Source organism: uncultured Anaerovibrio sp. (genome assembly GCA_902786545.1).
Lineage (GTDB): Bacteria > Bacillota > Negativicutes > Selenomonadales > Selenomonadaceae > Anaerovibrio.
In genome coordinates this window covers 21,627-43,517 of record CADACU010000009.1, presented here as the reverse complement: position 1 = coordinate 43,517, position 21,891 = coordinate 21,627, and the positions used below count along the sequence as shown (strand labels likewise).

Sequence of the window (21,891 nt, the reverse complement as noted above, 5' to 3'; positions counted from 1 at the left end):
ATTATCGTCCCCTTGAATACTTTATCTGATAAAACACCCAGCACAAACCGGCAAACATCAAAAACACACCAACACTCGCCACAAACTGGAGATAGTCAGCGTAATAAAGTACCGAATAATCCTTTAAAAGGAGGGCTGCAATATTTATTACAGTGCAGCCCAATAAAACAAAGAAACAATTTCGTTCAAAGGGCTCAATTTCATAAGCATCCTTCCCATATGAATACGCCATCACCGATATGAAAAAGGTAACAAATGACAAAAGAGCCCCTAAATGACCAATAAGCATCCAAAACTCCTAAATATCACATTACTTACTGCGTTTTACATAATCACCATAAATTGTTTTCCAGTCATTACGCATGGAAATAGTGACCCAACCGTATTTTTCACAGGCCTTGGTCATTTTCTCAGCGGTTTTTGGATTACCCAGCTCGCGCACCTGATCATCACAGATTATACCAAAGGCCATTGCCCGATATTTGTTATTGTATATAGCATGGTTGAGCATACTGGCGTCACTGGTGGAATTACCAAAGGCCAGTACCGGCTGTTTGCCGATTTCCCGCATAATGTTGGAAACCTTATTCATCTGCAAATCCTTCATAACGAATTTGCCACGGATAACCTTATCCTTCTTCTCATAGATATACTTCAGTCCGTCAGTATCCCCCTGCTCAGCAGCCAAATACTTGATATCAGTACCGATAATATTGTCGGAATCTATCGGGAGCACATCCTCACAAATAACCCGAACGGCCTGACGGTCCGAGCCGGATACCACAAACACCTTAAACCGGTTATTGGTCAAATAAGATACTACTTCCACCATAGGCAGATAGAAGGATTCGCCCCTCTTCAAATTAGTCAGTCCCTCAGCCGGAGTCTCCATAAAATCCTTTACATAGTTATCAAATTCGTCCAAATCCATACCGGAAAAAACCGAAGCTTGGGCCTGAGCCTGATTACTGGTTGGTACCGGAACACCAATACTCTCTACTGCTTTCTGAACCTGCAGGGCATCCTCTTTGTCCTGAGCCGATGGTGTGTAGTTTGGATCATGCAGAGCCCGTTTCAGATGCATCATCCATTCAAAATAGGAAGGCGTAGTTTCGCAAAGCAAGGTTCCGTCAAAATCAAATACCGCAATCCGATCCTTTACCGGAATATAATTTTTGCTCATTGGATTGGTAACATCCCTTACATAGCCGGTAAGCTGCTTGAAGGCATTTGACTGCTCGTTCCAATAAATAAAATTGTTGCCTTGTCTATTTACAGTGATTTTGCTCATTTCAGCCCTGGTAGCAGCCTCAGATTCATTCAGTCCAGCAGCTACACTAAAGCTTAATACAGTTGCCAAAACAGCAGCACATAACTTTTTCTTATTCATTTTCATTAAAAATCCCCCTTGTAAATAACTAATCAAATACCAGCAAGTATAATTAGACAATCTTGGAGCCGTCGTATACCTCACCGCCAACTTCCAAGCCCAAACCGTATTTTTCAGCCCATTCCGACTTATATTTCACAGCTTGGGCATGAATTGCCTTGAAGCCATTTTCATCCAAAGTCTTTTTCACCTTGGCAGGGCAGCCTACTACCAGCGAATTTGGTGGTATGATGGTTCCCTTGGTAACCAGTGCTCCGGCCCCAACAATGGACCCACGGCCAATAACCGCTCCGTCCAAAACAGTGGCTCCCATGCCAATAAGACAATAATCCTCAATGGTGCAGGCATGCAAGGTGACGCTATGGCCCACCGTTACATAATCCCCTACAATACAGCCGTAATCATCCGCCACATGCAGACAACTGTTATCCTGAATATTACTGTAACGGCCCACAACTACTCGGTTTATATCCCCCCGCAGGGTGGCATTTGGCCAAACACTGGCGTATTCTTTTAGCTCCACATCGCCAATCAATACTGCTGTGCTAAAGGAATAGGCTTTTTCATCAATTTTAGGATACCGTCCATCAAATTCATAAATATAATGCTTGGCGTCCTGTTCCTTGATTTTCTCATAATGCATAGCAATAACACCTCTCCATAATCCATAAAACTTAATTTATCCCTAAATAACCAAATATTACCAAAACTATGGGTGCCACCAACAGGGTAGGCAAATAGTTGATAACCTTGAACTTGGTCAGTCCCAACATATTCAGACCAATAGCCAAAATCAACAGGCAGCCGTTGCAGGACATTTCATTGATAATAGCCTCGGACAAATATGGTGCCAGATATTCTGCCAGTAAAACAATGCTGCCCTGAAAGAAGAAGGTAAAAATAGCCGAACCTAATACCCCAACTCCCATGGCAGCGGTCATCATTATACCGGAAATAAAGTCCAGCAAGGACTTGGTATAAAGCATAGTATAATCCGCCCTGAGGCCGGCATCCAGAGAGCCAACAATCACCATTGCCCCCACATTCATAATCAGACAGGAAGTAATAAATGCTTCCGTCAATCTGGAGGAATTGGCCTTAGGCGAGCCTTTTTTCAATATTCTGTCAGTAAACCGGTTAACACGACCGTCCGCATCCAGTGCTTCACCAATGGTTAAACCAATAACCACAGAAATAATCATAATCAGAATATTATCCTCTTTGATAGCCCCCTGTACCCCGATAACGACGGTACAAAGTCCCAAAGCCTTGATAATACTGCTGGAAATATGCTCCGGCAAGCCCTTTCTGAGTAACAGCCCAATAAAGACGGCAACGGTAATAGCTAAAGTATTTACAATGACAGCAAACATAGTCTTTCTCCGTACAATAAAACTTACATAAATGATGTAATTATTATACAGATTTTTAAATATTTAATCAAACCATGGTTTTACAGCCGCAGCCAGTTTATCCTTTTGCGCCTGGGCTTCTGCTAAATCCTTCCCCAGGGTAGTGTAATATGCCTTGATTTTTGGCTCAGTACCGGAAGGTCGGATAACAACTGTAGCCCCGCCATCCAGCGAATAAACCAAAACATTGGCCGCTGGCAAACCAGTTTCTTCTGTTTTCTTGTAATCAACTGCCTTGACAATCTTCAGTCCGGCAATATCGGTTGGTGGGTTATCCCGCAACTTTTGCATGATACCAGCCATCTTGTCCATACCGCTAAGTCCCGGGAATTCATAGCTGTCAATCTTGTTAAAATAACGGCCATACTTGGCATATATTTCCTCCAGCCGCTGTTTAATGCTGGAGCCAATACTGCGATAATAAGCAGCCATTTCACAAATCAGCATGGAGGCTACTACTGCGTCCTTATCCCGCACATAGGAGCCAGATAGATAGCCATAGCTTTCCTCAAAGCCGAAAATAAATCTTTCTTCTTCCCCGGCCTCTTCCAGATGAAGTATCTGATCACCAATCCACTTAAAGCCGGTCAGTACCTTCCGCAGCTCCACGCCATAATTCTTGGCCACCGCATCAGCTAATGGGGTGGATACCAAGGACATTACCGCCACCGGATTCTTTGGCATCTTACCTTTTTCAATAAGTCCGGCACAGATATAATCCAGTAGCAACACACCCATTTCATTGCCGGATACCAGCTCATAGGAACCATCCGGACACTTCATGGCGATACCTACCCGGTCAGCATCAGGGTCAGTGGCCAGCATAAGGTCAGCATTGCATTCCTTGGCCAGCTTCAAACCAGCTTCCAACGCTTCAAAAATCTCCGGATTTGGATAGCTACAGGTTGTAAAATACCCATTTGGATACTCCTGCTCCGGCACTATGGTAATATCGTTCAGGCCAATGTCCTTTAATACCTGGGTTACCGGCACCAGACCAGAACCATTTAATGGGCTGTATACCAGCTTTAAACCGGATGTCTTGGCCAGTCCCGGACGAACCTGTCTGGCTTCGATAGCCTCATAGAAGGCCTTTTTGCAGCCATCATCCACAAACCGGATCAAGCCATCCTCTACACCTTGGGCAAAGGAAATCCGTTTGGCCCCGGTGAGCACATCGGTTTTTTGTATTTCGTCATATACTATGGCGGCAGCATCGTCGGTCATCTGACAGCCGTCCGGCCCATAGGCTTTATACCCATTGTATTTGGATGGATTATGGGAGGCCGTAACCATAATTCCGGCATTGCATTTGTAGTATCTGGTGGCAAAGGACAGGGCTGGTACCGGCATTGCTGCTTCATAAATCCGCACATTGATACCGTTGGCGGCCAATACGCAGGCTGCTTCCTTGGAAAAAATATCACTCTTCAGGCGGGTATCAAAGCTGATAGCCACAGTCTGGCTGCCCCCCTGTTTTTTCACCCAGTTGGCAATACCTTGGGTAGCCTGCCGCACTACATAAATATTCATTCGGTTAGTCCCGGCCCCCAATACGCCCCGAAGGCCCGCTGTACCAAATTTTAAAGATACCGCAAAACGGTCCTTGATTTCCTCGTCGTTGTTGTCAATTTTGGCCAATTCAGGATACAAATCGCAATCTTCAAGGTCAAAGGACAACCAACGCTCATACTCATTTTTATACATAACAAAGCCCCTCCATTTTCAAAGTATTTCTACCCACTACACTTCGATAATATGCCGTCAAAATCCTTTATTTATCTATAAAAAAGTTATGTTTCACCGGATGGCCCCCAATAAGTCAGTCCCAGCATAGTAATATCATCCGACTGCTCCGCATCCCCTACAAAGTCCACAATCGTCTTGCTTATATCTTCTATTAAATCCCTTGGATTATTGGCATTGGAAGATTTATTAAGGTACGACAACAGTCGTTCCTCACCATACAGCTCATCCTTATCATTCATGGCCTCGGTAACACCATCAGTATACAAAAACAGACCGTCACCCGGCTTTAGGATAATCGACTGACTTTCATAAGCAATATTCTTTCGTCCGGCCAGTACAAAATTGGCTTCCACATCTAGATATCGGAAAGCTCCCTTGTCCTTTTCATAAACCAGCGATGGATTATGTCCCCCATTCACATATTCAAAACGACCTGTCCTTATGTCTAAAAGGCCAATGAACACCGTCACAAACATTCTGGCGGTATTATCCGCTTTAAGCTGGTTATTGGCATGGGCCATTATATCAGATAATGTCAGATTATTGCCGGTTAGAAGCAGGTTCTTCAGTATGGTTTTGGATATCGCCATAAACATGGCCGCCCCCACTCCCTTACCGGACACATCAGCAATGGTAACAGCCAAACGATGATCATCCACCATATAGAAATCGTAGAAATCTCCCCCCACTTCTTTGGCTGATTCCATAGAGGCAAAAAGATCAAACTCCTTATGCTCCGGGAACGGCGGGAATTTATGAGGCAATACCCCCATCTGGATATCCTGGGCCAGAGTTAGCTCTGTAGCTATACGCTCCTTTTCCGCTGTCTCAGCTACAAGGGTATTCATATATCCTTCCAATTCTTCAGTCATGATATTGAAACAATTGGCCAATTCTTCAATTTCATCACCGGAATGAATTTCCACCCGCTGCGCAAAGCTGTTATTTGACCTTTTATTACCTTTCTCCGGCAATTCACCAAAAGCATGTAATGTGCCGACTATGGCCCGCTTGGTGAGATCACGAACACCATTGGTGAGCTTCTGAATGGATGCAACAAATCTTCCGGACACCTTCTGTCCTATCTTTATTACAAATAAGAGCAGGAAGAGTATGGATAATACCATAAAAAGTACTATTGAATCTATATTTCGCTCCATATCATCCATTAAGTCAGCAGTGAGCAGTTCAATATTTTCTTTATTTTGTTCGACAGGAGCAATTACATCATCCTTGGCAAAGACCGTAGCAAAGCTCCAGCCTGTACATTCAATTGGAGCATAAGCCACAAAATATTCGTCGCCATCTATTTCTGCCAGATGAATTCCCTTTTGGCCCAAAGTCATATTCTGAGCTATCTGTGATAAGCCTTGGTTATTCGCAACGCGAATATCCTTCTTCAAATCTACTGGCAGCTCCATTTCTGCACCAGCTTGGTAGGCCTCACTTTGGGATGATAAAATAACCCTCCCATTTTTATCTAAAACAAAACAAAAACCGGCATTAGGCAGATTGGTATCCTTTACAAGGATTCGCAAATTTTCCAGGGAAATCTCCACGGCAGCCACACCAAGCAAGGAACTATTATCATCATAATACGGGCAGGCACAAAATAAACCCGGCTCATTGGAAAATGAAAACATTCTAACATCAGTAAAGACAGGTTTACCTTGTTCTACCGCTTCCTTATACCAATCAGTCTCCACGGCATTATATACAACCTTGGGTGTACTTTCTTTGCTTCTCTCCACATCAGATGGTTCATCAACGGACAGGGTATAATTATGTTTAGAAGTAATGAAATAGGATTTTACCATATCATTACATTCCATGAGTCGAACAAAAAGGCCTTCAATATTGGCCATTAAGGCTATTTCCTGGCGATAATTGTCAGGGTTTACCTCCGTTCCGTGCTGAAGATAAATTTTCAGTGGTTGAAAACCTTCTGCATTGGGCACAGCTACATTCCGGGGCGGATAAAACCCTGAATGACGATAAAGCTCACTGGCCTCGTGGGCAATGGCCTGCACATCATAGACATTAGAAACCATGTACAAATTGATAATTTTAGCATTATCACTGGTAATATACATTAGCTCCTCTTGCCGTTGCTTTACCAAAAGCTCAGAACTATTCTGATAGGACACCTCACCAAGTTTATGTCCCATTTCTTCAGCCTGGTACAGAGCTGACCCCAGCCCGTAAAAAGCAATTATTACCAAAACAAGAATAACAATCAGATTGCTGCCCAGAAGAATGCGTATCATCTTATGCAAAATACTATTCTCTTTTCCACCTGATAAATAGCTAAAAATATCCTTCATATCGATGATACTCCATCCTATTCTATCCCATAAATTCGTGACGGAATTTTACCAAAAATACAACTGCTACCAAAGTAGAAACCACTTCAGCAAAGGTCTGGGCAAACCAGAGGCCATCGGTCCCCAGAATCATCGGCAAGCCAAAAATGGCCACAGATTGCAGCACAAAAGTACGCATAAAGGCTATAGCCGCTGAAACCCGCCCATTGCCCAAACCGGTAAAGTACGCCGAGGCATATTCATTGAAGCCCTGTAAAATAAAGGCAAAAGCGAACATTCTAAGGGCATATATCCCCAAGGCACATAACTCAGCATCGTAGCCTAAATAGATTTCTGCTACCAAAGGAGCAAAGCATTGGGCTGAACCAAACATCACTATACCACAGCCCAAATTAAGCATAACGCCTTTTTTCAGCAGACTTTGCAGCTCATCATAGTTTTGGGCTCCGGCATGATACCCCACCACTGATGTGGCCTCCATGGCCAACCCATAGAAGATTGCCGCAAAAATTCCCTCAACGAACAGAACCGTTCCATAGGCTGCCACGCCATCTTCACCGATAAACCGCATAAGCTGCATATTATAAAATATGAAAATCAATGCTGTGGAAACATTGGTCACCATTTCGGAGGAACCGTTACCCATGGCCCCCAGCAGTGGTCCAATATCCCAACCACTCTTCTTCACCAGCCGTAGAGGACTTGTATTTTCCCGCAGGAAGTAGACAAGGGGCAATATACCGTTAAGGCACATACCAATGGCCGTAGCCAGGGCTGCGCCTGTCATCCCCCAGCCGAAAACCACAATGAACAACCAATCGAAGATAATATTTGACCCCATATTTATCAGGGAAAAATACAGACCAAACTGGGGCTTTTCAGCGGTAATCAGCAGGCTTTGAAAGGCGTAGCTCAAAATTGCTATAGGCATAAAGCACAACAGTACACGACCATAGGGCAGCCCATAGCCCATCATATCCTCAGTGGCTCCCAAGAGTTCCGACACCGTTGGCAAAGCAAACAAACCAGCTGCCCCCAGTACAACTCCGGCGCCAAATGCCGCCTTGACAATCATGGTAAAGTAGCGGTTAGCCAGCACTCGATCCCCTTTGCCCAACTCAGCAGCAATAAGGGCACTGCCGCCCACACCAAACATCATCCCCACCGCCATAATAGCCAGCAGATACGGGTAGATGATATTTATCGCGGCGAAAGCTGTCTTACCGATATAATTGGACACGAAATAGCCATCGATAAGGTCATAGGTGGTAGACACCAAAATCATACCAATGGTCGGTAAAGCAAACCACACCAGCTTACCACAGGTAAAATGATCAGATAGTTTTATATTCATAATTTTTCCTCACAACTAACAATACCTTCCAAAGTTTTTACATAGAGGTCGTGGAAGGCTCGCATTTGTTCTGCATCAAATAATCCCTTTGCATATTCCATCTCGGAATCAAAGCCACCATCACCATAATTATTTTCCAGCAGCTCCAGCTCCAAAGGCGCACCAGCAGCTGCAAATTCGTCTGCCAGCTCAATAAGGGTCGGTTTAAACACATCCAGCTCGTCGCCATTGATTCCCAGCTGGAGATTTACCTCCATACAATCATCAACGAAAGGCTCAAAATTTTCTGCCATGAAATCATAGGAGCTATGCGCAATTCCCTCTGCCACCTGATCCTTCACAGATATGAGGAATTCAGACATAGAGGCATATTCTTCCATACGGGCTGCAGCCGGTAAATTCTTTATCATCATACCCACAGCATGCTGAGCTTCCGCCGCCAGGCGATCATTATAAATCCAATTCACCATGACATGCTGTTTGCCGGTAAAGCGGGACAAGGTCAAAAGAGCCGCGCCAATGGCCATTACTGAGTGACTAACCCCCCAGAATTTCTCAGCCTTTTTTACATCATCGGCCGAAAAATCCAGACGCTGTTCCATAGCGGCCTGGTCAATATGCTTACGGTCTACCAACTCCTGGGACTCTACAGACATATCTGGTACTTTACACCAAACCTCATCCCCATACTGCGCTTCAAACCATGCCCGGTCCTCATCCCAACTACCTTGCTCTATCCGCTGGATTTCTTCACTGCGAAGGGCAAAATAATAATCAGGCTGAAGCTCCCGGTCGAAGTACGCATTAACAATATCCGCCAACAGCACCCCAAGGGAATCGCCATCCATCAGCAGATGATGAATATCCATAAACATATATCCATGGGATGGGGACCGGAACACCTTTACGCGGCACAGACAGGCATCCAATATTTTGTCAAATGGCATAACCAAAACATCCGGCAGCATTGGTACGGTTTCTTCATTGATATCCTGTAACTCAACCTCTTCCAGGATACCAGCTACATACTGCTGTACCAACTCCCGGTTCTCGTCAAAGCGGAATACCGATGATAAGGCAGGATGATTGGCAATAGCCCGATTAACCGCTTTACACAACCGATGCATATCAACCTCATCCAACTCAAATTGCACCAGAAAATGCATATTACTCCACATGGTGGCCTCTGGGCGGAACAGCTGTATATCCAGCATTTGGATTTGCAGCGGGGTCAAGGCCAACGGCTGCTTGCGGGCTGCCATTTCCCGCTCTTCGAAGCTGCCCATATTCACCCGTTCTTCAGCAATAACCGCAATCTGTCTAGGGGTTCGCTTCTGGAAAATATCTGCGGCAATCAGTCCCGAAATATCCGCGTTGGCCAAAGCCACCATGGCACTAAGGGAATCACCACCCAAATCAAAGAAATCATCCAAGGCTCCCACCTTGTCCTCCGGCAAATTAAGGGCCAGGGCAAAGGCATGACAAAGAACCCGCTCCACCTCCGTGGCCGGTGGCTCATACTTGGCCCGGAAGGCCGACAAATCCGGTTCCGGCAGGGCTCGCCTGTTTACCTTGCCATTTGGCGTCAACGGCATAGCCTCCAGTCGAACAAACAGATTTGGAACCATATATTCCGGCAATTTAGCCGCAAGATGGTTCTTGAGCTTATTATCATCCACAGCATTAACTGAAGTATAATAACCAACCAAATATTCTCCTGTGCCCTTTTTCAGGACAGAAACCGCCCCTGAATTGATGTCAGGATACTCCATCAGCACCTTCTCAATTTCATCCAGCTCAATACGGAAGCCCCGAAGTTTAATCTGATTATCAATACGGCCAAAGACCCGGATTTTCCCATCATGGGTCCATGCGGCCAAATCGCCGCTGCGATAGGCCCGGATGCCATCTTTATCAAAGAAGGACGCTGCCGTTTTATCCGGTAAATTTATATAGCCCCGGCCAACCTGCTGGCCGCAGATCATCAGCTCACCCCGTATACCAATCGGTAATGGATTGCCAAAGGAATCAGCTATATAGAACTGGGTATTGGCAATAGGTGTACCAACGGTAACAACCTCGCTCTCCACCATTTCCTCGGCAGCACAGCCCATAGTGGCCTCTGTAGGACCATATACATTCAAAATCACGCTGTCCCGGCGCAGAGCGCGTAGCTTCTGGTAGAGCCCGGCTGGGAAGGCTTCCGCCCCCACATCATAAAAGGTAATCTGCTGCAGGGCTTCCACAGTTTCCGGGATAGCCAACAGGCCCAAAAGATAGGTCGGAGTACAGGTAATACCATTTACCCCAGTATTTATAATCAGCTGGGCCAACAGATTTGGTGTATGTATCTCCTCTTCCGTGGCAATTACTACCGAACAGCCATTACACAGCGGAACAAATTCCTCTACGATGGACACATCAAAGGAGAAAGAAGCCAATGCCAAGGCAACGCGCCCTGACTTGGTATAATGCATAATTTCCGGAGATTTTTCATTGCAATGAACATAGTTGGCAATATTTTTATGTTCAATCATTACCCCCTTCGGTTTCCCGGTAGTACCGGAGGTATAGATACAATAGGCCAAATTATCAGCACCAACCTTCGGAAGGTCAGTGTCCGCCACCTTATTCTCCAGAAGCTTGTCCAAGGACAACACTTTGCACTGCTCCCTAAGGGCTGAACGCTGGTTCATCAAATCCGTTGAAGTAAGCAAAATAGGAATATTGCCATCTTCCAGACAATACTCTATCCGCTCATCCGGATACTCCGGAATAAATGGTACGAAGGCACCACCGGCCTTTAATATACCAATTTCGGCCACATAGGCCCAAACCTCCCGGTCAAAGAGTACGCCAACCAGTGTTTCCAATGTCACCCCTTCGCTGATAAGGGAATGGGCCACTTGGTCGGAAAGCTCATCCAGTTCCCTAAAGGTCAGCGAGTGACCGGCAGCTGTAACAGCCATCTTGTCAGGCGTCATTTGGGCCTGCCGGCGAATCTGTTCCTGTACAGGGACAAAATCCATGATAACTTGTGTATCGTTAAAGACGGCCAAGGATTTCTTGTCGTCGTCCGTAAGAAGGGAAATATCCCCAATCAACTCCTGGCGTAAAAGCCCTTCCGCTACCGTAAACAAATCCTGGGCAAACCGCTCCACAAAGGCCGGTGAGAACCGCTCATTGCGATATTCTATGGTCATATTATACAAACCATTGGTAGAGAAAAATTGAATAGAGAAGCACCCCGTAACCATGCCGGTGTGGTAATGCTCCAGGAAATAGGAATCGCCACAAATGAGATTTCCACCTTCATCGTTATTACCACCGCCCATGTTATCGGTGAACAAATCTCCCTGATAGATGAATTCCACATCCTCATTTACCGGACAATGCTTCAGCACCTCATCAAAGGAATAAATATCGTTACCCATGCTGGTGACAATCTGCCGTCCCATATTCCGCAGATAGTCCACCACCGGCATATTTTCAGTAAAATCACCATAAACAGGAATTCGTTTTATAAGCGTGCCAATAGTGGTATCCATCCCCGCCTGGGCACGGCCGTTATATACACTGGAAAAGGAAACCTGCTTGCTGTTCAGGTATTTGGACAACAGTAACGCCATGGCTCCCATAAAGAAGCTGCCCTCAGATATTTGATGGCGATTACAAAAAGCCTTTACCTGCTCTACAGTAAGGTTTTTCGGTATATACCGCATATTTTCACTGACTCCCGGGGTAAGAGATCCTTCCCGATCGCCCATCAATGATGGTACTTCATCCATCTTGGCAAACAGATTTTGAAAATATGCCTCAGCCTTTTCATGAGCCCCTTCCTGCATGAGCGCTTCCTCATACATACCCACTTGCTGTATGGTATATTCCTCCTGCAAATATTCTCCCCTGCCCGAGGAGGAACCAAGGGCCCGGTTCAGCTCACTAATCAGGAGGCTTAAGGATGTAGCATCAAAGAAAATCAGATGACTCTTTAAGGCCAGATAGCATCGCTCTGCAGTGCGATAAACAGCAAAGTAAAACAGCAGTTCATTTGTCATAGGTACCACTGGCATGTATTCACGGATAAAATCCAGGCGCTGCTCCTCACTACCATCTATAACAGGAACCTCAAACACAGCATCTGGTACCATATACATGTGTGGTATACCATCTTTCCCGGCCCGAATAACATATTTCATAGAAGGATGCGCATCCACAACATCCTTTACAGCCCTTACCAACTGGTCAGCCGTAACCTTAGCATCAGCTACCATCAAATAGGATAATGTATAGGTGGAAGTGTTACCACCAGTTAACCCCTCCAAGTAAATGCCCATCTGAGTTTTGGTAAGCGGATAAAATTCCCGGTTCATTACCGGCTTCTCCCGGTGGTTCTTGGCATTTTCTTCTAAATAGGCTGCCAGGGCCCGTGGAGTTGGATAAGATGCTATATCGTTAAAGGACAAGGTGGCATCATCCAGCTGAGCCACCAACATAGCCACAGACAACGAAGTTCCACCCATATTAAAGAAATCTGCCAATGCACTAACCCTCGGCAGCTCCAATACCTCGGCAAAAGCAGCACAAATCTTTGCCTCCAGGTCATTTTGTGGTGGTTCATATTCTTCCTCTTCTACTGGGGGCTCCATATTTTTCAGGGCGAGGTAATCCACTTTATTCCGCTCGTTGCGCGGCATATCAGCCAGATATACAAAATAATCCGGCACCATATATTCCGGCAAAATGGCCTTCACATGATTGCGCAAAACATTGCTGTCCACTTGGTCACCAATATAATAGCAAGCCAATTTGTCGCCACCATGCACCCGAATAGTGACACAGGCGGCCTCCTGAACACCATTGGCTTTTTGCACAGTCAATTCCACTTCACCAAGCTCTACCCGGTACCCTCTAAGCTTCACCATATGGTCTTTACGACCGTGGAACAGAAGATTTCCCTCTTCATCATAAGCCATGTAATCTCCGGTGTGAAACAGACGACCCGCACCGAATGGATTATCCATAAACTTGGCAGCCGTTTCCTCAGGCATATTGTTATATCTCAATGCCAGCCAAGGACTTTCCACGCATAGCTCACCAAGTACACCCGGCTCCTGAATGAGTTTTCCATCATCCGAAACCAGATAAACACTTACACCATTACCCGGTTTTCCCAACATACGGGAATCCTCCTGGGCTATTTTATGAAGAAGAATAGCTGCACATTCACTGGAACCATATACCTCGTGAATATTGCCGTCCATAGTGTACTTTGCCTTCGCCTTTTCACCGCCTAAGACAACATAATCTAGTGGCAAACGGCCGTACAACTCCCGCATTACATAGAACATCTGCGGTGGCAAAAACATCCCGGTGATATGACGCTTTTGGATAATTTTATACAGCATGTCTGCATTCATCCGCTCCGTGGAGCTGGCAATGTAGACGCTGCCTCCAACCATAAGCGGCGGATAAAGATCCACAAAAGATGCAATAAATGTCATCCCGGCCATACAGCAGGTCACATCTTTGCCCGAAAACTCATGGTATCCCTTCACAGTGTAAAGCCACATGGAGAAAAAGGTGTGACGGTGCACTACTCCCTTCGGCTTGCCAGTAGAGCCAGAAGTAAAGAGAATCAAGCCTTCCTTGTCCGGGGCCGATAAATTTATGGTCTCATCTACCGCAAGGGTATCCTCATCAGCAAATATATCCTCTAATGTCAAAACAGGGATGTCAGCAACCTTTCCGGATAACTGTTCAATAGAAATACAGGCAACACAGCCTGCATCTCTCAACACAGAGTGTACCCGCTCTGCCGGATAATCCTCTTCCAAAGGAACTACCGCTCCGCCAGACCGTAAAATACCTAATACTGCCGTTAAATAAGCTCGGTTACGGGGAAGCAGTACACCAACCCGCATTCCTGTATTTGGATTTTGCGACATATCAAGTAAACGGGCCGCCACAATCGCCGAACGCCGGTTAAGAACGCCATATGTATCCGTACCATAGCAATCCATCACCGCTGGTTTGTCCGGCCGGGCTGTTGCTTGAGCCAAGAATTCATTAACTAATAATTTCATTTAATTTTCTCCCTGATTGACACCAAATGATTATCAATTCTCTATATTCATAAACTTATTAAATCCGGTCAGCTTAAGTACATCCATAATAAACGGTGAAACATTTAACAGTTTCATGGTGCCACCGGCATCATCCATTATGTTCTGAGCTGTAAGCAATACTCTAAGCCCGGCTGAAGACACATAGGTCAGCTCCTTAAAGTCGAAAGTCAAATCCGTAACATCGGACAGCTCATCATCTACTACCTTGCCTAATTCCTTGGCTTCCTGGATGGATAGCTTTCCTATAAGAGTCAGTTTCAGTACTGAACCATTTTTTTCCTTCTTGATTTCCATAGCAGTTCATCCTTTCAAAGTAATTATTATAAGTATTTCGTCACCATTTAGCCTATTCCTGCAAAAAAAATAAAGCAATATACAGATATATCTCCATATATTGCTCAGCAATCATACATTATTTCAATCTCAATACTCGGTTAAGTAATTCATCAGCCAGCAGATGCTTGCTCATAAGCGGCAGCTCATCCACCGTGCCATTACGATAAAGCAGCTTTACCAGATTGGTATCTGTATTGAACCCAGCATCCTTTCTGGAAACATCGTTGGCTACAATCATATCAAGATTTTTCTTTTCCAGCTTATCCTTGGCGTATTCCAGCAGATTCTGCGTCTCAGCAGCAAAGCCCACCAAAAGCTGGCCAGCCCGCTTTTTTGCCCCCAGCTCTTTAAGAATATCCGGATTTTTTTCCAGAACGAGCACCAATTCCTGGTCATTCTTCTTTATTTTATGCTCAGAAACTTCCTGTACCCGATAATCAGCTACAGCGGCTGCCTTGATGATAATATCAGCCTGCTGGCAGTTATCCATAACCGCATCCCGCATTTGCGCCGCAGTTTCAACCTTAATAAGCTTCACCCCAGCCGGAGCCTTCAGTGCCGATGGGCCGGATACCAATACAACTTCAGCCCCCCGTTTTTGTGCCGCTTCAGCAATGGCATACCCCATTTTACCACTGGAACGGTTGCCAATATACCGCACCGGATCAATAGGCTCATAGGTACCTGCTGCTGTTACCAGTACTTTATGCCCAGTCATATCGAGGCTCATGGCTGAATTTTCCTCTACAAAAGCCACAATTTCTGCCGGTTCAGGCATACGCCCCTTTCCCTCCGTGCCGCAGGCCAAATGACCGGTAGCCGGTGGAATAAAATGCCAGCCCAAATCCACCAATTTCTGAATATTTCCCTGTGTGAGGGAATTCTCATACATATTGGTGTTCATAGCTGGCGCAAAAAATATTGGAGCTTTGGTAGCCAACAGAGTGGTGGTCAGCATATCATCCGCCATTCCCATAGCTGCCTTGGCAATAAAATTAGCCGTTGCCGGCGCAACAATTATCACATCAGCCAACTGGGCCAAGGCAATATGCTCCACATTGTAGTTGGTTATTTCCCCCCACATGGTGGTCGTTACCGGATTGCCGGTTATTTCCCGAAAAGTCAATGGGGTAATAAAATTCTGAGCACCGGCCGTCATAATTACATGGACTGATGCTCCGGCCTTTCGCAGCCGGCTGGCAATTTCCACTGACTTATATGCCGCGATACCGCCGGTAACCCCCAGTATAACATTCTTGTCCTTAAGCATAAGCTTGTTCCTTTTAAATCAATTACTTGGAAGTATTGCGCAAACGCTTATAGGTGATTTTGCCCTCATAAATCTCCTCCAGGGCATTGGTAACATCTCGGGTGGAAACCCGGTCAGCCTTTACATCGTGGCTGCCATCCATAATATCACGAGCCCGTTTTGCCGCCAAAGAAACCAGCGTATAGCGGCTATCTACCTTTGGTAATACCTGATCTAAAGATGGGGTTACAATATCCATTATTCAATCTCCTTCCGATTTTTCAACTTATCCAAAATTTCAATATTCAAATCAGTGCGATGCCGCTCGGCCTGAATTATATTGGTAATTTCGTCGGCAGCAATATCCACTGTTTTATTGACAACAACATATCTGTATTGACGGCCAATTTCGATTTCAGCAATAGCCGAACCCAAACGCCGCTTCAGGCTTTCATCGTCTTCCGTACCACGACCGCACAGGCGGCTTTTCAATTCATCCAGCGATGGTGGCACAAGGAAAATAAACAGCCCATCCGGACATTTTTCCTTAACATTCATGGCCCCCTGGGTATCTATTTCCAAAATGATATCGATACCCTTGGCCCGTTGCTCTTCAATCTTTTTCAATGGAGTCCCGTAGTAATTGCCATAAACATTGGCCCATTCCAACAGCTCTCCGTTGTTGATCATCGCCACAAATTCTTCCTTGGTATGGAAATAATAATTTACACCATCCTGCTCCCCGGGACGGGCAGCTCGGGTGGTAGCTGATACAGAATAAGCTATATCAGGATTTTTCTTTCTGACCACCTCGCAGACCGTACCCTTGCCGGTGCCCGATGGACCTGATATAACAATCAGCAAGCCTTTACGCATTAACTAATCCTCCTCAACAAATCGATGTGACATGGTATCCGGCTGAACTGCCGACAAAATCACATGACCGCTGTCCATTATGATAACCGCCCGCTTACGGCGGCCATATGTAGCATCCACCAACTGGCCACGTTCCTTGGCATCCTGTACCACCCGTTTGATCGGGGCCGACTCAGGACTCACCACCGCTACCACCTTATTGGCCGAAACCACATTGCCAAAGCCGATATTTATTAGCTTAAAACTCATAAATTCGTCACGCCCTTATTCTATATTTTGAATTTGCTCACGAATTTTTTCAATCTCACATTTTACATCCACGGCAATCTGGGCGGCTCCCACCGAATTAGCCTTGGATGCAACCGTGTTAATCTCCCGGTTCATCTCCTGAATCAGGAAATCAATCTTCCGGCCCACCGGCTCATCGGCTTTGATAATCTCCCTAAACTGCTGGAAGTGACTGTGCAGCCGGACAACCTCTTCCGTGTAATTCACCTTGTCAGTGAACAGGGCCGTTTCCTGGATAATCCTGGTTTCGTCAATATCCTCCTTGGCCAGATACTGCTCCAACAAGGTCTCCAACCGCTGACGGTAATTGGCCACAATTTCCGGTGCCAATTTTTCCAGCTGGTTTACATAGCTCTCCAGTGTATCCACCCGGGCCAACAGATCGCCTTCAATATTGCGTCCTTCCTTTTCCCGCATAGCCACTAAATTCTTCAAGGCAGCTTCCACCGCCGACAAAATTGCCGGTCCGGCTTCTTCCATATCATTATCTTCATCGTCAACGCACAGCACATCCGGGAACCGGGCAATATCTACTGCCGAAAACGGCCGGGTCAGCCCCAGCTGTTCATTTATATTGGTCAAGGCCGAACCATAGGCCTCTACCAAGCCCTTATCCACGATAATGGATACCTTCTTTTCCCGCAAATCGTGATATTTCACATTTATGTCCAATTTGCCCCGAGAGATATATTCCTTAATCTTTTGGGTAATATCCGCCTCAAAGGCCGCCAAAGTATGGTGCATATGGAAATTCACTTCCAAATATCGCTGATTTACCGTCTTTATTTCCACATGAACCTTAAAGGACTCATCTTCAAAATCCCCGGCACCAAAGCCGGTCATACTTTTAATCATCGCCATATCTCCTAAATTTCCGCTACACCGGTAAATACGAATTCAGCGGGACCAGTCATATACAGATGGTTGTTATCGGCCCACTCCACAATCAGCTTGCCGCCATCCAGCTGTATTTCCGCCTTGCGGTCAGCCAGGCCATTTAACACTGCAGCCGTAAGCGTTGCACAGGAACCGGTACCACAAGCCAAAGTAACCGCTGCCCCCCGTTCCCAAACCCGCATACGGAGATGGGACCTATCCTTTATTTCCACAAACTCAGTATTGGTTTTCCGGGGGAATTTTTCATGGGACTCAAAAAGAGGACCGTATTCATAAATCGGGAAGCCCTCGGCATCATCGACAAATACCACGCAATGAGGATTCCCCATGGACACACAGGTCATTTTGAACTCCTTGTCCTTTACGGCAATGGACTCATTTATGACCCGGTTTAGGCCAAAGCCCTGTACGGGGATATTATCCCCTTCAAGAATTGGTTCACCCATATCCACCTGAACCAGACTGACCTGGCCACCCTTCAATATCATCTTCGGTACCAGGATACCAGCCCCGGTTTCCACGGTAAACTCCTCTTTGGTCACAATGCCCTTTTCATAAACATAACGGGCAAAGCAGCGGATACCGTTGCCGCACATCTCCGCCTCACTGCCATCAGCGTTGATAATCCGCATGCAGATGTCGGCCTTATCGGACGGAAGCACCAGCAAAATACCATCGGCCCCAATGCCATAATGGCGGTCACACAGTGACTTGGCTGCCCCAATATAATCCAGCTCCGGCTCCTTTAAACAATCAATCAAAACAAAATCATTACCTGTGCCCTGAAGCTTGGTAAAATTAAATTTCATTATCTATTCCTCCCTAACTTGCCTAGGAGTTTTCATTTTACACATCAATATATTTTATCATATTTTTTGGTATTGTAAATACTACAGATATTGCATATCCTCGTGGAAACAAATAAACACCCATTACTTATCTCGCAGTGGCCTTATATCCTTGATAAGCTCCACCGCAGCATCCTTGGCGGCCCGCTTGTATTTCAGCTTGCTCACCCCATCGTGACTTTTCCGGTAGGCATCATAATCTATCTGCAGGGAGATGTTGTCACCATCCTGGAATGTATTTACACAAGCTTCTAAATCTTGTGTTTTTACACACCATTCCTTGGCAAATTCCCTGATCTTCCTATCAATGGTGTTTTCAATACTGGTTTCGATTATTGTCAGCGCATCAAGGCCCTTATATTTAATAGGGTCTTTTTTCATATCGTTCCAGAAGGTGCTGATTACACTTGCCAGAGCTGGATTGGCTTCGCCCAGCTTGGTTATATGCTCATCAATGGTTTCATCATGGATAGGCTCTGCTATCAGGTCATCCTCATCCGGCATATAGGTCTGGATCAGGGAAACTATGTAACGGTAATCAATGGTTACACTGCCGATATTCTGCAATTCGTAGCCAATATCTATGTTAATAACCGGCTCATTTTCCTTCGGCTTTTTCAGCTCCTCAATGACATTCCTGTATTTACCGCTGTAGTCATTAAGCTGCTCACGGTCAATGCCATAGTCGGAGAAATCCTTGTCCTCCCACTCCTGATAAACCTGCAGCTCACCGCTGAGCCGGTCTACCTTCTGGAAGGCCTTGGCAAATTTCTGCCTGGCACTTACATCACCCTTGAGGCTTTCCACCTCGGCCGGGGTGGCCGCTATCTGCCAAAGCTCCTTCAATGCCTCCTGAAAATCCCGCTCTATCTCAGCAAATGGCGGCGCACTTACTTCCTTGGTTCCACCATTACTGTACAGTAAAAGGGCTCCATCCACCGCTGTCTGAAACTGGGCCGACCGCTGGAATACCACAATCATGCCATAGAGCTTGTTCTGATCGTAAATCCGATTGGTTCGGGAGAAGGCCTGAATAATGTTCTGGGGAGCCATAGGCGGCCTGTCCACGAACAAAATAGCACAAGGCGGTGCATCAAAACCAGTCAGAAGACGGTCTACAACGATGACAAGGTCAAGCTGTTCCTTACGCTGCTTATACCGGCCCTTTTTCCGGGCCAGACGGTCATTAAGGTTGGTATTATATGCCTGAAGGCTGTCCAAGGCAAAATTGGTGTCAAACATTTCGTTGTAGTCCTTCAGGGCTTCCTTCATTGCCTGCTGATTAACGATGGATTTATCATCATTTTCGGTAACGGTGTAAGTAATGGCAATCTTAGGGAAATCAACACACTTTTCCTTGATGGATGCGGAAACATTACCACTAGCCACATATTCCTTAAAGAGCTTGTAATACTTCTGGGCAATATCAATACTCTGCACCGTCAGAATAGCCTCATAAGCCTCCCCCTGGGGTGCATGAAGCCTAAATTTGCCGGCACATTTATTTACAATGTATTCCACTACTTCTCGGCGGTGATCATCGGAATCATAAATATCTTCACCGCTGTTCTTGTAGTAGGCAGACAATACCTCCTGCTCCCTTACCACCTTATCATGTACCTGAAGATTATCATAGCTGCCAACACCTAGCTTTTCCCCTACGGTGAGAATGGTATCCTCAGACAAGGAATCCCGATAATCTATCTGGAAGCCAAGAACAGCCTTGTTCTGCAGAGCTTCCTTAATGGTGTAGTTATGAAGGCAAGGGCCGTACAGAGCCTCGGTGGTACGGGCCAAATCACCCTTACGCTGCCTCTTGTTTTCATCAAAAATAGGCGTACCGGTAAATCCATACCACAAGGAACCGGCAAAGAATCTCTGTAATTCTCGCTGGGTTTCCGGGGTAACGGTTCTGTGGCACTCATCCACCACAAAGGCAATTCTCATACTGCGCAGCTTCTTGGTGGTCGGAGAATCCTTCTTCTCATCATTATTGTACCGCTTCATAATAATCTGCATTTTCTGAATGGTGGTTACAATAACGATTCTGTCCTTGTTCTTCAGCTTCTGCAGGAGTTCATGGACATTATCCGTATCATCCACATCAATAATGTCATTTTCCGCATAAGCCTTGAAGGATAAGGAAGTCTGCTGGTCCAAATCCTTGCGGTCAATGAGGAATATGGTCTTGTCTATGCCAGGAATCAGAATAAGGTTCTTGGCCACAGTATATGAGGTAAGAGTCTTTCCGGAGCCTGTTGTATGCCATATAAAGCCAGATTCCTGCCGTGAGGAAGCACTCTTGATTTCCTCGATGGCATGAACCTGATAAGGCCGAAGCAGTATCAGCTTTTTCCGCTCGGAATCTATTACGCTGTACATTCCCACCATTTCATGGGCCTCTGGAATACGCAATACTTCCTTGGCAAACTCAAGGTAATTCTCCACTGGTTCATTTTTCTTGTTTACCCAAGAGGTAAGGAACTTCTCATTTAGATTGGAACCGGTATCAGCGGCAATGTATCTGGTATTGCTGCCATTGCTAACCACAAACATCTGAACCATGCCAAATAAGCCACGGAACTTGCCCTCAAGACTGTATTTCTTAATCTGTCTGAAGGCATCCATAAACGGATGGTCCTGATTTTTCAGTTCAATATGAATCATAGGCAGGCCGTTGATCAATAGAGTAACATCAAAACGGCGCTCCCTGTCCTCATCATCCTGCTTTTCCGATACAAACTGGTTTATGACCTCGTAGGAAGAACGGCCTCCGGCTATTTCCCGGTTGCTGATGGCCATAAGATGAATGGAACCCTTGGAGGCATCTTCTCTGGTAAGAGGAATAACCGCCTCACCATTTTCCCCGGCCAGCCAAAGAGCTGCCTTGTATGGTGACTTGGCCACATCCAGCATGAACTGCTGTATCTGATTAAATTCCCCATCAGTAATTCGTCAGTAATATCCCTGCGGTAAGTCCACTGGGACACATCCTCCGTAAGCTGTTTTATAAGGGCTTTTTCCATTGATGCTTCGCTCT

Annotated in this window: 16 protein-coding genes; all 16 read right to left on the bottom strand. The window is 45.8% G+C overall.

Features of this window, described 5'->3' with window-relative positions:
• Position 1 precedes the first annotated feature (1 nt).
• Complete coding sequence (locus QZV24_RS02935; RefSeq protein WP_294519917.1) at positions 2 to 289, bottom strand: hypothetical protein; 288 nt, start codon at positions 287 to 289, stop codon at positions 2 to 4.
• 21 nt (positions 290 to 310) lie between these two features.
• Positions 311 to 1,396 (bottom strand): HAD family hydrolase, encoded by a 1,086-nt coding sequence (locus tag QZV24_RS02930; RefSeq protein WP_294519914.1) that lies wholly within the window; start codon positions 1,394 to 1,396, stop codon positions 311 to 313.
• Between the two features lie 46 nt (positions 1,397 to 1,442).
• On the bottom strand, positions 1,443 to 2,033 hold the full coding sequence (locus QZV24_RS02925) for a gamma carbonic anhydrase family protein (protein WP_294519911.1): 591 nt from the start codon (positions 2,031 to 2,033) through the stop codon (positions 1,443 to 1,445).
• Positions 2,034 to 2,064: 31 nt separating this feature from the next.
• Entirely contained in the window at positions 2,065 to 2,763 is a 699-nt protein-coding gene (locus QZV24_RS02920; RefSeq protein WP_290656904.1) for a DUF554 domain-containing protein, read from the bottom strand.
• A 63-nt stretch (positions 2,764 to 2,826) separates the two neighbouring features.
• Entirely contained in the window at positions 2,827 to 4,509 is a 1,683-nt protein-coding gene (locus tag QZV24_RS02915) for a phospho-sugar mutase (protein ID WP_294519908.1), read from the bottom strand.
• Between the two features lie 86 nt (positions 4,510 to 4,595).
• Positions 4,596 to 6,875 (bottom strand): SpoIIE family protein phosphatase, encoded by a 2,280-nt coding sequence (locus QZV24_RS02910; protein WP_294519905.1) that lies wholly within the window; start codon positions 6,873 to 6,875, stop codon positions 4,596 to 4,598.
• A 22-nt stretch (positions 6,876 to 6,897) separates the two neighbouring features.
• On the bottom strand, positions 6,898 to 8,229 hold the full coding sequence (locus tag QZV24_RS02905) for an MATE family efflux transporter (RefSeq protein WP_294519902.1): 1,332 nt from the start codon (positions 8,227 to 8,229) through the stop codon (positions 6,898 to 6,900).
• Positions 8,226 to 14,315, bottom strand: a complete 6,090-nt coding sequence (locus QZV24_RS02900) for a non-ribosomal peptide synthetase (protein ID WP_294519899.1) — start codon at positions 14,313 to 14,315, stop codon at positions 8,226 to 8,228. Before QZV24_RS02900 ends, QZV24_RS02905 begins: the two co-directional genes overlap by 4 nt.
• 33 nt (positions 14,316 to 14,348) lie before the next feature.
• Positions 14,349 to 14,651, bottom strand: coding sequence for an STAS domain-containing protein (locus QZV24_RS02895; RefSeq protein WP_294519896.1), 303 nt, complete (start codon positions 14,649 to 14,651; stop codon positions 14,349 to 14,351).
• Positions 14,652 to 14,769: 118 nt separating this feature from the next.
• A complete protein-coding gene (coaBC, locus tag QZV24_RS02890; protein WP_294519894.1) occupies positions 14,770 to 15,963 on the bottom strand; it encodes a bifunctional phosphopantothenoylcysteine decarboxylase/phosphopantothenate--cysteine ligase CoaBC in 1,194 nt (397 codons plus the stop codon).
• Positions 15,964 to 15,985: 22 nt separating this feature from the next.
• Positions 15,986 to 16,201: a DNA-directed RNA polymerase subunit omega gene (gene rpoZ, locus QZV24_RS02885; RefSeq protein ID WP_294519890.1), complete on the bottom strand. Its 216-nt coding sequence runs from the start codon at positions 16,199 to 16,201 to the stop codon at positions 15,986 to 15,988.
• The gene (gene gmk / locus QZV24_RS02880; RefSeq protein WP_294519887.1) at positions 16,201 to 16,818 is read right to left on the bottom strand and encodes a guanylate kinase; all 618 of its coding nucleotides are present in this window, start codon (positions 16,816 to 16,818) and stop codon (positions 16,201 to 16,203) included. Before gmk ends, rpoZ begins: the two co-directional genes overlap by 1 nt.
• Positions 16,819 to 16,821: 3 nt before the next feature.
• On the bottom strand, positions 16,822 to 17,067 hold the full coding sequence (gene remA / locus QZV24_RS02875) for an extracellular matrix/biofilm regulator RemA (protein ID WP_290656914.1): 246 nt from the start codon (positions 17,065 to 17,067) through the stop codon (positions 16,822 to 16,824).
• Between the two features lie 15 nt (positions 17,068 to 17,082).
• Positions 17,083 to 17,961 carry a YicC/YloC family endoribonuclease gene (locus tag QZV24_RS02870; RefSeq protein WP_290656915.1) on the bottom strand — a complete coding sequence of 293 codons (879 nt, stop codon included), beginning with the start codon at positions 17,959 to 17,961 and terminating at the stop codon, positions 17,083 to 17,085.
• 11 nt (positions 17,962 to 17,972) lie between these two features.
• Positions 17,973 to 18,812 (bottom strand): diaminopimelate epimerase, encoded by an 840-nt coding sequence (dapF, locus tag QZV24_RS02865; RefSeq protein WP_294519882.1) that lies wholly within the window; start codon positions 18,810 to 18,812, stop codon positions 17,973 to 17,975.
• A 123-nt stretch (positions 18,813 to 18,935) separates the two neighbouring features.
• Positions 18,936 to 21,758, bottom strand: coding sequence for a type I restriction endonuclease subunit R, EcoR124 family (locus QZV24_RS02860; RefSeq protein WP_294519879.1), 2,823 nt, complete (start codon positions 21,756 to 21,758; stop codon positions 18,936 to 18,938).
• Between the last annotated feature and the right edge of the window lie 133 nt (positions 21,759 to 21,891).

Bases quoted from the DNA above. Each gene is read 5' to 3' on its own strand.
- QZV24_RS02935 (WP_294519917.1), bottom strand. From the start codon at position 289: ATGCTTATTGGTCATTTAGGGGCTCTTTTGTCATTTGTTACCTTTTTC.
- QZV24_RS02930 (WP_294519914.1), bottom strand. From the start codon at position 1,396: ATGAAAATGAATAAGAAAAAGTTATGTGCTGCTGTTTTGGCAACTGTA.
- QZV24_RS02925 (WP_294519911.1), bottom strand. From the start codon at position 2,033: ATGCATTATGAGAAAATCAAGGAACAGGACGCCAAGCATTATATTTAT.
- QZV24_RS02920 (WP_290656904.1), bottom strand. From the start codon at position 2,763: ATGTTTGCTGTCATTGTAAATACTTTAGCTATTACCGTTGCCGTCTTT.
- QZV24_RS02915 (WP_294519908.1), bottom strand. From the start codon at position 4,509: ATGTATAAAAATGAGTATGAGCGTTGGTTGTCCTTTGACCTTGAAGAT.
- QZV24_RS02910 (WP_294519905.1), bottom strand. From the start codon at position 6,875: ATGAAGGATATTTTTAGCTATTTATCAGGTGGAAAAGAGAATAGTATT.
- QZV24_RS02905 (WP_294519902.1), bottom strand. From the start codon at position 8,229: ATGAATATAAAACTATCTGATCATTTTACCTGTGGTAAGCTGGTGTGG.
- QZV24_RS02900 (WP_294519899.1), bottom strand. From the start codon at position 14,315: ATGAAATTATTAGTTAATGAATTCTTGGCTCAAGCAACAGCCCGGCCG.
- QZV24_RS02895 (WP_294519896.1), bottom strand. From the start codon at position 14,651: ATGGAAATCAAGAAGGAAAAAAATGGTTCAGTACTGAAACTGACTCTT.
- coaBC (WP_294519894.1), bottom strand. From the start codon at position 15,963: ATGCTTAAGGACAAGAATGTTATACTGGGGGTTACCGGCGGTATCGCG.
- rpoZ (WP_294519890.1), bottom strand. From the start codon at position 16,201: ATGGATATTGTAACCCCATCTTTAGATCAGGTATTACCAAAGGTAGAT.
- gmk (WP_294519887.1), bottom strand. From the start codon at position 16,818: ATGCGTAAAGGCTTGCTGATTGTTATATCAGGTCCATCGGGCACCGGC.
- remA (WP_290656914.1), bottom strand. From the start codon at position 17,067: ATGAGTTTTAAGCTAATAAATATCGGCTTTGGCAATGTGGTTTCGGCC.
- QZV24_RS02870 (WP_290656915.1), bottom strand. From the start codon at position 17,961: ATGATTAAAAGTATGACCGGCTTTGGTGCCGGGGATTTTGAAGATGAG.
- dapF (WP_294519882.1), bottom strand. From the start codon at position 18,812: ATGAAATTTAATTTTACCAAGCTTCAGGGCACAGGTAATGATTTTGTT.